Origin of the sequence: Rhodanobacter sp. MP1X3 (genome assembly GCF_014207165.1) — a bacterium.
Taxonomy (GTDB): domain Bacteria; phylum Pseudomonadota; class Gammaproteobacteria; order Xanthomonadales; family Rhodanobacteraceae; genus Rhodanobacter.
The window spans coordinates 1,255,734-1,268,875 of sequence record NZ_JACHCO010000001.1 but is presented as its reverse complement, the minus strand read 5'-3'; the positions used below and the strand labels follow the sequence as shown (position 1 = coordinate 1,268,875).

General features: G+C 63.7%; 7 protein-coding genes. 2 read left to right on the top strand and 5 right to left on the bottom strand.

Going from position 1 to position 13,142, the window contains the following annotated elements:
• Window positions 1–2 precede the first annotated feature (2 nt).
• The 4 genes from mrcB to HDE79_RS05175 all read right to left on the bottom strand — a co-directional run bounded on the left by mrcB (window position 3) and on the right by HDE79_RS05175 (window position 7,650).
• Complete coding sequence (gene mrcB / locus HDE79_RS05190) at window positions 3–2,363, bottom strand: penicillin-binding protein 1B (protein WP_255488246.1); 2,361 nt, start codon at window positions 2,361–2,363, stop codon at window positions 3–5.
• Between the two features lie 166 nt (window positions 2,364–2,529).
• Complete coding sequence (locus HDE79_RS05185) at window positions 2,530–3,372, bottom strand: NAD-dependent epimerase/dehydratase family protein (protein WP_184600809.1); 843 nt, start codon at window positions 3,370–3,372, stop codon at window positions 2,530–2,532.
• 237 nt (window positions 3,373–3,609) lie between these two features.
• Window positions 3,610–5,343, bottom strand: a complete 1,734-nt coding sequence (locus tag HDE79_RS05180) for a tetratricopeptide repeat protein (protein WP_184600808.1) — start codon at window positions 5,341–5,343, stop codon at window positions 3,610–3,612.
• Window positions 5,344–5,490: 147 nt separating this feature from the next.
• The gene (locus tag HDE79_RS05175; protein ID WP_184600807.1) at window positions 5,491–7,650 is read right to left on the bottom strand and encodes a bifunctional (p)ppGpp synthetase/guanosine-3',5'-bis(diphosphate) 3'-pyrophosphohydrolase; all 2,160 of its coding nucleotides are present in this window, start codon (window positions 7,648–7,650) and stop codon (window positions 5,491–5,493) included.
• 167 nt (window positions 7,651–7,817) lie between these two features.
• Between HDE79_RS05175 and HDE79_RS05170 the strand changes: the two genes are divergently transcribed.
• The gene (locus HDE79_RS05170) at window positions 7,818–8,303 is read left to right on the top strand and encodes a hypothetical protein (RefSeq protein WP_184600806.1); all 486 of its coding nucleotides are present in this window, start codon (window positions 7,818–7,820) and stop codon (window positions 8,301–8,303) included.
• 11 nt (window positions 8,304–8,314) lie between these two features.
• Here the strand turns inward: HDE79_RS05170 and hrpA are convergent, their stop codons facing one another.
• Entirely contained in the window at window positions 8,315–12,469 is a 4,155-nt protein-coding gene (hrpA, locus tag HDE79_RS05165) for an ATP-dependent RNA helicase HrpA (RefSeq protein WP_184601124.1), read from the bottom strand.
• 130 nt (window positions 12,470–12,599) lie between these two features.
• On the opposite strand from hrpA, the gene HDE79_RS05160 reads away from it, so the two are divergent.
• Window positions 12,600–13,067: a Dps family protein gene (locus HDE79_RS05160; protein ID WP_184600805.1), complete on the top strand. Its 468-nt coding sequence runs from the start codon at window positions 12,600–12,602 to the stop codon at window positions 13,065–13,067.
• The last annotated feature ends 75 nt before the right edge of the window (window positions 13,068–13,142 follow it).

Below are 13,142 nucleotides of genomic sequence, written 5' to 3'. Positions count from 1 at the left end.
GGTCAATTCCGGATCGGTGTGTCGGTAGTGCTTGGATTGGGTGCATTGGGCTGTGCGCTGCCTGCAGCAGCAGGCTGCTCGCCGCCACCGAACAGACTCTTTACACCTTGCCAGAAACAGCCCTCGGTGTCCGCAGGCAAGCTACCCGACACCACCTCGAACTGCCGCGCGCCCTGGCACGATGGCTGGGTCGGTTTGCCATCAGCTGGATTGATCCAGGCCAGCTCCAGCCCCGGTGCCGGTGTGGTCGACAGCGGCTTGGTCGGCAATTTGGCGAACAGCTCGCGCCACGCACGCAGCGCGCCGGTGGCGCCGAACAGCACGGTCGGCTTGTTGTCGTCGCGGCCCATCCAGAACACCGCCAGATGCTGACCGGTATAGCCGGCGAACCAGCTGTCGCGCATGTCGTTGCTGGTACCGGTTTTGCCGGCCGCATCCAGTCGCGCGAGGTCGGAATCGCCGATCGAATGCGCCGTGCCGAACAGGGTGACCTGCTGCAACGCCCAGGTGATCAGGCGCACCGCATTCTGGTATTCACCTTCGCCCGCCTGCACCTGATAGCGCTTGATGGTCTGACCGTTGCCATTGACCACACCGCGCACTGCAACCAGCGGCAGCGCATGCCCATCGGCGGCCAGGTATTGATACATCTGCGCGACCTGCAGCGGTGCGAGATCAAGGGCACCGATCAGCAGCGACGGGCTCGGACTCACGTTTTCCAGACCGAACGATTTCAGGAACGCCTGAATCCGCGGCAGGCCCACCGCAAGGCCGAGATGGATAGTGGCCAGGTTCCACGAGTGCGCCAGCGCATCGACCATCGGCAGTTGGCCGTGGCTCTGGTTGTCGTCGTTGTGCGGCTCCCAGTAACTGCCGTCGGGCTGGCGCAGGCTAACCGGGCTGTCATCGAGCAGGGTCGACAGGTTCCAGCGCTCGGGCTGGGTCAACGCCACCAGATAAACGAACGGCTTGACCAGCGACCCAATCGGACGTCGTGCATCGATCGCGCGATTGAAACCTTGCTCGCCCGGCGTGCGGCTGCCAACGACGGCGAGTACGCTGCCAGTCGGTGCATCGGTGACCACGCCGGCCGCCTGTACTTCGTTCGCACGTTTGCCCAGGCCCTTCAGCGCTGTGGTTATCGCCTGCTCGGTGTAGAGCTGCGCCGTAGGATCAAGCGTGGTGAAGATCGACAGATTGCCATCACGCAGCGACTGCTCGTCGAAGTCAGTCGTGATCTGCGAACGCACCAACTCCATGAAGGCCGGAAAACGATTGTGCGGCAGCTGGCCGTCACTGATCACGCCCAACGGTGAGGCCTGCGCCGCATTGGTCTGCGCGGCAGTCAGCAGGCCGGTATTGGCAAACTCCTGGATCACCAGATTGCGCCGCGCCAGTGCCCGATCGGGGGCGCGGCGAGGGTCGTAATAGCTCGGCCCCTTGACCATGCCGACCAGCAAGGCGATTTCCTGTGGGCGCAGATCTTCCATCCGACGACCGAAGTAGAACTCCGCCGCAGCCGCGAAACCGTGCACCGCCTGATCACCCTGCTGGCCGAGGAAAACGTCGTTGACGTAGGCCTCGAGAATCCGCCCCTTGCTGTAGTGCGCCTCGAGTAACAGCGACATCAGCGCTTCGTTGAATTTGCGGGTGAAATTTTGATCGCGCGTGAGGAACAGATTACGGACCAGCTGCTGAGTCAGCGTTGAGCCACCCTGCACGGTATGACCGGCGCGCAAGTTGGCGAACGAGGCACGCAAGATCGCACCGAAATCGATACCGATGTGATGCTTGAAGTCGCGGTCCTCAACCGCCTGCAAGCCACTGAGCAGCAGCGGCGGCACATCGGCCAGACGCACAAAGCGACGCTCTTCCTGCTTGGCGCCGTAAAGCGTGGCGATACGCGCCGGATCCAGATGCGTAAGCGGAATCGCATTATTGCTCGCCGCATCCCTGACCTGCTGCACGGTGCCGTTGCCCAGCGTGACCTCGATCCGCTTGGGCAGCTCGCCGCCGTCGGGGCCGGCATAGCCACGTGAGGAAATGGTGTAGGTCGTACCCCGCTTCACCCAGCTGCCAACGATGTCGCCATTCCCGTCGTGGCTGTAGCCGGAAAAAGTCAGCTCCAGCTCCAGTGCAGCGGACGTCATCGGTGTACCCGCCGCCAGTGCCAGCGGACGCGCATAGACGCGTGTAGGTACGGCGAAAACCAGATCGTTGAAGCGATCCTGCACGCGCTTGTTGAGGATCAGCGTGTACGGCAGCACGAAGCCGAACAGCAGGCCCATGCCAATCCAGAAAGGGATGCGCACCCAGGGCCAGCAACTGCGCGCGAACGAACCAAGACGAGTCAGAAAAGGCAACGTGGGGAAATCCTATCGAACAAGTGGGTCGATCATAGAGCCTGCTTCCCGGCGCGCCCATGAACGCAGCGGCCGCTTTCGAGGCGATTCGCGGGCAATCAAGCGCAGGCAACCAACGCGAGCCATGAAATTCCGGCGCATACGGCTCGGTCGACGCTATGCAGACTTAAAAATGGGCAGGCACCCATGACGAGGCCTCGGGGCGGAACGGCCGCGGATTGATGCCGAGCAATCGCTGCAATTCGCCATTGTCGGCTATCAGATCGGCATCGAGCCGGTGCAACGGGCCGCGCAATCGCGGCACGCCATGTCGGCCCAGGCGCAACAGCCACGCCGGCAGCGGCAGCGGCAGCGTGGCGCAAGGCAGGCTGCGATGGACGCGCGCAAACATCTCGCCGGCGGTCAGTCGTTCACCGCCGCCGATCGGTAGAATACGGCCGACTGACGCGGGACAATCCAGCGCCGCCAGCACGGCCTGCGCGATATCGTCGGCGTGCACCGGCTGGCGCAAACCGCGACCGGATGGCAATGGAAACAGCCGCAGGCGCATGGCCCGGCGCGCCATCGGCGTCAGGCTCTTATCCATGCCGGCGCCATAAATGAGCGTGGGTCGCAGCACCGTCCAGCTGCAACCATGACGGGCGCAGGCGGAGGCCAGCGCCGCTTCGCCATCACGCAGCTGGCGGGATATTTCACGCTCGGCGGGCACGCTGGAATCGCGCTTGGTTTCGGCGCTCATCGAACTGGTGGCGATTACTCGTGGCGCACCCGACAGCGATTGACTCGCCAGCCACTCGGCCAATGCCAGCAGTGGACCGAAGCTGACGATGGCCGATAGCGCTGGCAGCTCCGGCATGGCATCGGGCAAATGGCCAAGACGCCATTGCACCTCGGAAGGCATGCTTGGTGGGTGCCGGCTCACTGCGATGACCGGTTCGCCACATATCAGCAAACGCGGCAGCAGGAAATGACCGATCTGGCTACTTCCCCCGAGGACCAATACGGTCAAAGCGAATTCCTTAGAGCCTGTTCACGATCTCCACGTGGCCCGCGCCGGGATCGGTTTGCGCGCAGGCCAAGGAAGAAGGAGGGAGTGTACGTCGGTACACGACCGAGTGATGACGCTGGCATGGGGGCAAACCGACCCGGCCCGAAGGGTTGAGTCGTGGCGACCGCCACGGCACAACGCGGGCTACGTGGAGATCGTGAACAGGCTCTTGTGCCTGGAGCGAGCCTCATGCCACGCTCAAGGACTGCTCTGCAGTCGTGCGGCAAGATCGAGTACGCGTGGCTGGTTGGGCGACAGCTTGCGCGCGCGATCAAGCGATTGGCTGGCACCGATGCGATCGCCTGAACTCAATTGCTGCTCGGCCTGATCCAGCCATGCGCCGGCGAGTCGGTCGCTCAGCGCGCTCTGCGAGGCTTCGCCGGGTGCCAGCTCGGCGAGATTCTCCAGCATGTCGCTGGCCTGCCCCAGATTGCCGTTGGACAAGGCCTGGTTGAACTGCTTTTCCACCTGCACCGGCAATGCCTGCAGACCCTGCAGCGCGACAGCATTGCTGCCATCGATGACCAGCGCGTTGCGGTACAGATCGTAGGCGCTGTTGCCTGGCGGCAACATGATGTCACCACGTGCCGCGGCGACCTGGGCGCGCTGCACCAGTCGCGCGACTGTGGCGCTCTGTTGCGGCGACAGCACGACCGGGGCGGAGGGTTGCACTGAGTCGTCCGCTTGCGAATTCGGATCGCCGGCGGGTGATGCCGCGCCCTGGGCTGATGTGCTGTTGAGACGGGCGCGCGCGGCGGCAAGGTCGGCCGATTTCGGCGCCAGTGCAGCGGCCTGATCAAGCAGCTGCGTCGCCTGTCCGGTGTCACCGGCATCGATCGCCGCACTGGCCTGCACGGTCAGCGCCTGCGCCACCTTGCCGAGGCCGGCCCGGGCATCGGCATTGTCTGGATCGATCGCCAGTGCGGCCTTGAAGTGACTCAACGCGGTGTCGTCTCCCTGGCCCACAATGCGGCCGGCACGAAAAGCGTCCATACCCTGCTTGAGTTCGGCATCGAGTGCGCCATCGTCCTGCTTGCGCGTCTGCGCCTGCTGCGCGCGCAGTGCCGGCAGCGCGCCGTTGTTCGGCTGCAGCGCGGCCAGTTCCTCGACCGTGGCATTGGCGGAGGTGCTGTCGTTGGCGTCGAACGCCTTGTGCGCCTGCACCGCCAGCGCGTCACCGACCTGGTCCAGTCCATGCGCGGCGACCGCATTGTTCGGGTCAGCCTGCAACATCTGCTTGTAGAGCGCGCCGGCGCCGTGCGGGCCTTCGAGCTTGCCGTCGGCCAGCGCCTGCTGCGCCTGATCAACGAGGTCGACCGTCTTGACCTGCGATGAACCCTGCGCCGCACGCGCCTGGGTGATCTGGGCATCGAGCCGATCGACATCGGTACCGCCGCCCAGCAGATCACGAGCCGATGCGGCCTGCTGCGCGGCCTGATCGAGATGGCCGGCCTGCAGCGAGGCATCCGCCTGCGCCAACTCGGCCTGACCCACTTGGCGCAGCCCATCGGCAGCGCGATCGTTATCCGGCTGCAGCGCCACGGCCGCCTGGAAAAGTTCACGCGCACTGGTGCCGTCCTGGCCGTCCAGATGGCCAGCCTGCAGCGCCTGCTGCGCGCGACTCAGCACGTCATTGAGTTCGGTGTTCGGCAGCTTTCCACGCAGCCACCCCTGGTTGAGCCATGCGGTGGCGATCACTGCGATCAGCACGAGCAACAGCACCGGCAGCAGCCAGCCACGTTTACTCCCGGCTGGTTTTTTGCGGGTGGGCTGCGATGGCATCCCTGGCCGCCCGTTCCGCGCTTCGACGTTGACTTGCGGCAGGCCATCGCTGGACGGAGCACGCGGCGAATCCAGATGATCGATATCACCAAGCGTGGGCTCGGTGCGACGATGGGGATCCGCTTCGTGCTGGTCTCGACGTCCGCTCATGATTCCGGGGCTTCAGGGCAATGGCCGCAGCTTAACATCGGGCTGCCGGCGCGCTTCAGGTCGCAAAGTCGCGCGTTCAGCTTGGGGCGCAGGGGTTCCCGGCGCGCGGCGTCTGCGAAGTCCGCGCGATCGACGCGAGTGCATCGCTCACGCCACGCCGACGCGTCGCGCATCGAGCACGTTGGGCAGCACGGTCAGCTTGCTGAGCAGGGTCGACAATTGTTCGAAATCGCGCACACGCAGGGTGTAGCGCATTTCCACTTCGCCGGTGCGCGCAAACAGACGGCTGGACGAGGCAATGATATGGGCGCTGGTGTTGCTGATGATCCCGGTCACGTCTTTCTGCAAACCCTTGCGATCGTAGCCGCGCACTTCGATGTCGATCTCGTAGGCCTGGTTGGCGGCGTTGCCCCAGGTCACCTCGATCACCCGATCCGGATCAGTGCGCATCAGCCGCGCCAGGCTGACGCAGTCAGCGCGATGCACGGACACGCCACGCCCCTTGGTGACGAAGCCACGCACCGCGTCGCCCGGCAATGGCTGGCAGCAGCGCGCCAGCGTGGTCAGCAGGTTGCCAATGCCCTCGATGCTGAGCGCGCTGTGATCCAGCGACGCCGGGCGCGCGACGTAAGCCGGCGCCGGCGCAACCGGTGCGGCCGGTGGCTGCGCGGCTTCCTGCAGCACACGCGAGATCTGGCCGGGCACGAGTTCACCCAATGCCAGCGCGACCAGCAGCTCCTCATGATTCTTCAGATGAAAATGCGCCGGCAGTTTGGCCACATCCATGCTGGGCAGTGCCAGTCGCTTCAGTTCGCGCTCGAACATCGTGCGGCCCACCGCGACGTTGGCATCGTGAGCGATCCGCCGGAACCACGCGCGCACCTTGTCCTTTGCCCGTGCCGTGGTGAGGTAACCATGATGCGGCGACAACCAGTCGCGGCTCGGCTCACCCAACTTGGTCGTGAGAATCTCCACCCGGTCGCCACTCTGCGGCTGAAAGGTCAATGGGACGATGCGGCCGTTGACCTTGGCACCGCGGCAGCGATGACCGACCTCGGTATGTACGAGGTAGGCAAAATCCAGCACCGTCGCGCCGTGCGCCAGATCGAAAATCTCGCCCTTCGGCGTCAGCAGGTAGACACGATCCTCCAGCAGTTCGCTGTGCAGATCGGCGGCCAGCGCGCTGTCGTCCTCGCCACGCGGTTCAAGCAGCTTGCGCATCCAGGCGATCTTCGCCTCGAACTCGACGTCGCTGCTGCCGCCCTCCTTGTAGCGCCAATGCGCCGCCACACCCAGTTCGTTGGCGTGATGCATCTCGTGGGTGCGGATCTGCACTTCCAGCGTCTTACCCGACGGACCGAGTACAGCTGTGTGCAACGAGCGGTAGCCGTTGGCCTTGGGTCGCGCAATGTAATCATCGAACTCGCCCGGCAGATGCGGCCAGCGCGCATGCACAAGACCCAACGCGGCATAACAATCGGCGACGCTGTCGACCAGGATGCGCACGGCGCGGATGTCGTACAGATCGGAAAAATCCAGCGCCTTGCGCTGCATTTTTTTCCAGATCGAGTAGATGTGCTTGGGACGCCCCGCCAGTTCCGCACGAATGCCGTTGGTCTCCAGCGTCTGGCCAAGTTCGATCAACACCTCGCGAATAAACAACTCGCGATCGCCGCGACGCTCATCGAGCAGTTTCGCGATGCGCCGGTAGACGTCCGGCTGCAGAAAACGGAAGGCCAGATCCTCCAGCTCCCATTTCAGTTGCCAGATGCCGAGCCGGTTGGCCAGCGGCGCATGGATATCACGGGTCAAGCGCGCCAGTGCCGCGCTCTGCTCACCCGGCAGCGAGATGGCGGCGCGCATCCTGGCCAGCTGCCGCGCCAGCAATACAAACACCACGCGAAGGTCGCGCACGATCGCGAGAAGCAATCGACGCAAACCTTCTGTCGCTGCATCCGGCGCGTGCTGGGCATGCAATGCCCACACCTGTTCGGCGGCCTGCTGGCCATCTACCAGCCGCTTCAGTTCTGCCGGAAGCGTCGCGCTTTGCGTCTTCCAGACATCGGGGGCGACCCGCGTCAGCTCAAACCATAACGCCGCCGCCTGGGTCTGGGCGTCGCAACCCAGCAGCTCCAGCAAATCCAGCACGTCACAGCATTCGGCCTCGGGCAGGCGTTGCTGAGCACAGGCCTCCAGCGCAGCCACCATCACCGGCGGCAGCACGCCGGCGCGATCGCGCCATTGCTGCAAGCTGGAAGATTTGACGGCTGGGGGCACGAGAGAAATAGTCCTTGAACAGGTGACCATATTAGCTGCTGGCCGGGTCGATTCACGGCTATCTGGGCAGGCACCCAGACTCCGGCAATGGCAATGCTTGGCTTCGGAGCGGCTTACCGCGCAGAATCGCGCATCAGCTTCCCGTAATCGCTCCGATTATCCCGTCCACGCTTGCCCGCTATCCAAGGACCCACCCCATGATGATTCGCTTGCGCTACTCACTCCTTTCGGCCGCCCTCGCCCTGTGTTGCCTGTCTGCACAGGCCCAACAGACCGACGGCCTGCAACAGCGCATGACCAGCGACGAGTTCAAGGCCGCCGGACTCGACAAGCTTTCACCGCAGGAGCTGCAGAGCCTTGATGGATGGTTGAGTGCGCACGGCAAAGTGACCACACGCGTCGTCACAAAAGTCGTCACTGAGACAGGCAAACCGATGTTCTATCCAGACCAGGGCAAACGCACCAAGATCATTGCCCATGTGGCCGGACATTTCAGTGGCTGGAGCGAAGGCAAAGTGATCAAGCTGGACAACGGCCAGACATGGAAGCACGTGGGTGACGAGCAACCCAGCTGCATGAGCGGCGAGAATCCCACGGCGAAGATCAAACCCTCGCTCATGGGCAGCTGGCTGATGTTCGTGGATGGCTGCAACGACACCGTCCACGTGGAACGCGTGAACTGACACGCGCGTAATCAGCCCAGCGCTGCCAACGCCTTTGCCAACCGCTTGGCCGATACCGGCTCAGCGGTTTTGAGTTCCTGCGCGAACAGCGAGACACGCCACTCCTCGATCAACCAGCGCAGCTCGGCCAGATCGGCGTCCCTGGCGCGAGCGGCACTTATACCTTTCTCGGTACTTGCACCTTTCTCGGTGCGATGCTTCAGGTACTCGCGCCAATACGGAAGGACCTGCAGCAGGCGCTGCTGGTCCTTGGTCGGATCCTGCTGCAACCGTTCGGCACGCAACCGCATCGCTTTCAGGTAACGCGGGAAATGCGCAAGTCGGGCCAGCAACAGCTCCTGCAGAAAGCCGGCGCTGAGCAAACTATCGAGCTGCTCGTGCATGTCGTCGTAGCTGGCCCTGGCAAAACCCAGCAGCGGCGGCTGCAGCCACGGTTTCAGCTCGGCCTGCGCTTCGATGATCGGTTCGGCGAGTTTCAATCGCTCGACGCCAGCGGCAAACAGTTCGCGTGAGCACTGCGCGCGCAGCGATTCAAATGCGCCGGCCGTTCGCACATCCAGGTCATGCCTTTGCAGCAGGTCATCGAAACCGCCTTCGAGCAAATCCTCGCGCAGTCGATCGACACTGCCCAGCGGTGCATATTTCAATGCCAGTGCATTACCCACCGGCAATCGGCGCCGCGCCTGCTTGGCATCGCTGGCAAGTGCATTACGCAGCAGTCGCACCACACCCTGCCGGTGTGCCTGACTGGCCTCGTCGCTGCGTTCGAACACGCGCAGCGCCACCGTCTCGCCAAGATCCACCAACGCAGGGAAAGCCATAAGGCCGCCATCGGAACGCACCCGCGCAGGAATCTCTTCGAAATCCCAGCTGGTGACGTCCTCGCGGGTGAGTTCGATATCGGTCTTGCGCGAGAACGCCTCGCGCGCCTGACCTTCCCACTGTCGGCGCAACGCGGCCAGATTACGGCTGGTCGCAAGCGTAGGGCCTTTCGAGTCATCACCTTCGTGCAGGCGATAGCGCATCGAGAAATGCGCCGACAGTTCGACCGCTGCGAATTCGGTCGCGGCGATCTCCACGCCTGTGGTTCGCTTGAGAAATGCCACGAGCACCTTCACCAAGGATTCGTCGCGTGGTGATTCGGCTTCGATGAAAGCGCGCGCAAAATCCGGCGCTGGCACAAAGTTGCGCCGCAGCGGCTTGGGCAGTCCACGGATCAGCTCGGCCACCTTCTCGCCCAGCAGGCCGGGTACCAGCCACTCGCAGCGCGCCGTCGGCAGTGCATTCAACATCGCCAGCGGCAGATGCAGGGTCACGCCATCGGCCTCGTCGCCGGGTGTGAAACGGTATTCGAGGCGGTAGCGCCTTGCGCCCATATCCAGGGTCGCTGGAAAAGCCTTTGCATCCAGCCCGGCACCACCAACCATTACGTCGTCCAACGACCAACGCAGCGCAGCCTGCTCAGCCGGACGCGCCTTGCGATACCACGCATCCAGCGCGCGGCTGCTGGCAATGTCTTCCGGCAGCTTTCCCTCGAAGAAGGCCACCAGATCATCCTCATGGCGAATCAGCCCTTCACGTCGCTGCTTCGCTTCGATGCCCAAGGCATCCTCGAGCACGCGCTGATTGGCACGGACGAAATCCGCACGGCTGTCGATGTCGCCACGCGTCAATGCCTCACGCAGGAAAATCGCGTGCGCCAGCGGCGGATCCTGCAACTGGAACGTCACCGGCCGTTTCTCCACCAACACCAGCCCGAACAGGCTGACCTGCTCGTAGGCCACCACGCAACCACGCTTCTTCGACCAGTGCGCGTCGCGACAGCTCGCGCGTAACAGGTGTGCTGCCTGCTGCTCGATCCACAGCGGCTCGATACGAGCATTCATCATGCCCCAGACACGCCCACCCACATCGAGAATCTGCGCGGAAAAAATCCAGTTCGGCGGAACCTTGGACAAGGCCGAGCCAGGGAACACCTGGAACTTGCGCTCACGCGTGCTCAGGTACACACCCTTCTCGTCCTTGCGGCCGACCTGAGTCGGCAGGCCGGCGAGCAGGCTGCGATGGATGGATTCAAAGAGGCGTGCGACAGCCGCCTCTTCATCAACAGATTGCTTCTCGCGTTCGCCTCCTCTCCACTGCGGGGAGAGGATTGAGGTGAGGGGTGGGTGCTCGCGCGACGAGAGGTTGTTCGTCTTTTTCGCTCTCGCTGAGGCTCTGTTTACATTATCCCGCAAGCCCGGCCCCTCACCCCGGCCCTCACCCCAACGAGAAGAGGGAGAATTGATGGCGCCCTCTGCCGAAGCAGCACTCCCATCCCGCGTCCACCCCAGCTCCTGCACCACCAGCAACAGCTGCCGATGCAACTCACGCCACTCGCGCATGCGCATAAAGCTGAGAAAGTGCCGCGAGCACCAGTCACGCAGCTTCGATTGGGTCAGCTCTTCGTGCACCTCGTGATAGGCGCGCCACAGATTCAGCACGCCGACGAAGTCGGACTTTGGGTCGGCGAACACTGCGTGTGCAGCATCGGCCTGCTGGCGTGCATCGGCGGGACGTTCGCGCGGATCCTGCACGCTGAGAAAGCTGACGATGGTCAACACCTCGCGCAGGCTATGCAGCTTCTCGCTTTCGACCAGCATGCGCGCCAGCTGCACGTCGACCGGAATTTTCGCCAGCATGCGGCCGATGGCAGTGAGCTTGCGCGCCTCGTCGATGGCCGAAATTTCGGCAAGCCGCCGATAACCGTCGGCCACCACACGTGGATCGGGCGCTTCGAGAAAGGGGAAGTCCTCCACCTCGCCCAACTGCAATGCCAGCATGCGCAGGATCACGTTGGCCAGCGACGAACGCAGCAGCTCGGGATCAGCGAACGCTGCGCGGCTGGCGTAGTCGGCCTCGTCATACAGGCGATAGCAGATGCCTGCCGCCACGCGACCGCAGCGGCCCTTGCGCTGATCGGCCGCCGCCTGCGCGATCGGTTCGACATGCAGCCGCTCGAGCTGGCTGCGCTGGCTGTAGCGCTTCACCCGCGCGGTGCCGGTATCGATCACATAGCGGATGCGCGGCACGGTGAGCGAGGTCTCGGCCACGTTGGTGGCCAGCACCACGCGGCGTTTGCTGCCGGGCTTGAACACGCGATCCTGATCGCCGGCCGACAGCCGCGCGTACAGCGGCATGATTTCGGTCTCGCGGTATTGACGGCGCGACAGCAGCAGGTGCGCATCGCGGATTTCACGTTCGCCGGGCAGGAACACCAGCACGTCGCCGCGCGGGTCGTCATGCGTGATTTCATCCAGCACGGCGGCGATGTGTTCGGCACTGCCCTGCTGCATATCGCGGGTGCCACGCTTCTGATCGGAGGCTGAGGCCAGCTGATCGAGCGAGCGCCAACGCACGTCGACCGGAAACGCGCGCCCTTCCACCGATACCACCGGCGCGCCATCGAAGTGCTCGGCGAAACGTGCGGTATCGATGGTCGCCGAGGTGACGATGATCTTCAGCTCCGGCCGCTTTTTCGCCAGCCGCTTCAGATAGCCCAGCAGAAAGTCGATATTGAGGCTGCGCTCGTGCGCCTCGTCGATGATGATGGTGTCGTAGGCGCTGAGCCATGGGTCGCCCTGCGTCTCGGCGAGCAAGATGCCGTCGGTCATGAACTTGATCAGGCTGCGTTCGGACACCTGATCGTTGAAGCGCACCTGGAAGCCGACGATCTCACCGATCGGCGTACCCAGTTCCTCCGCCACGCGGCGCGCTACCGATCGCGCTGCCAGGCGGCGCGGCTGGGTGCAACCGATCATGCCGGCCTCGCCACGACCAGCGGCCAGGCACAGCTTGGGCAACTGGGTGGTCTTGCCCGAGCCGGTTTCACCGGCGATCACCACGACCTGATGTTTGCGGATCAGCTCGACGATGTCCTCGGCGCGCGCGCTGATCGGCAGCGACTCGTCCAGCCGGATCGCCGGCTTGGTCGCCACGCGCGCGCGTCGTCTTGCCGCGGAAGCTTCAATATCGACCGCCAGCGCGGCCAGCCTGCTCTCATCGAGGCGACGTGACAACGACCGCCAGCGGCCAAGCAGTCGACCGAAATCACGGCTGGATACGCCATCCAGCACCCGGCGCAGGTCACGCAAGCGGCTATCGACAGTGGCGTTGGCAGAGGGCATGGAAGCGTCATTCATGGGACCGCACATCATAGCCGGTGACTATCGTCGACATCGGCACGATTCATTTCCTTCGTACTTGCGTAACGGCTAATGTGAATGCCACAGATTTCCCCATCGGAAGGAGCGCGACATGTCCATTTCCATCGGTATCGATAAAAAAGATCGCGAAGCGATCGCCAAGCACCTGTCCAAGCTGCTGGCCGATACGTACTCGCTGTACCTGAAAACCCACAGCTTCCATTGGAACGTCACCGGCCCGCAGTTCAACTCGCTGCACGCCATGTTCGAAGTGCAGTACAACGAACTGTGGCTGGCCGCTGACGAGGTGGCCGAGCGTATCCGCACGCTCGATGTCTCCGCTCCGGGCTCCTACAGCCAGTTCGGCAAGCTCACCTCGATCAAGGAGGAGGCTGGCGTACCGGAGTGGAAGGAAATGGTCGCCCAGTTGGTCGAAGGCCATGAAATTGCCGCGCATACCGCCCGCGAAACCATCAAGGCCGCCGATGGCCCAGGCGACGAGGGTACGGCCGATATGGTGACCGGTCGCCTCAAGGAACACGAGAAAACCGCTTGGATGCTGCGCTCGTTGCTGAAATAAGCATCCCTGACAAAGCTTGGCCCCGCTGAAATCAACGGCGCCATCTCTCGATGGCGCCGTTTTGCATTGAGCACC

Bases quoted from the DNA above. Each gene is read 5' to 3' on its own strand.
- HDE79_RS05180 (WP_184600808.1), bottom strand. From the start codon at position 5,343: ATGAGCGGACGTCGAGACCAGCACGAAGCGGATCCCCATCGTCGCACC.
- HDE79_RS05175 (WP_184600807.1), bottom strand. From the start codon at position 7,650: ATGGTCACCTGTTCAAGGACTATTTCTCTCGTGCCCCCAGCCGTCAAA.
- HDE79_RS05170 (WP_184600806.1), top strand. From the start codon at position 7,818: ATGATGATTCGCTTGCGCTACTCACTCCTTTCGGCCGCCCTCGCCCTG.
- hrpA (WP_184601124.1), bottom strand. From the start codon at position 12,469: ATGCCCTCTGCCAACGCCACTGTCGATAGCCGCTTGCGTGACCTGCGC.
- HDE79_RS05160 (WP_184600805.1), top strand. From the start codon at position 12,600: ATGTCCATTTCCATCGGTATCGATAAAAAAGATCGCGAAGCGATCGCC.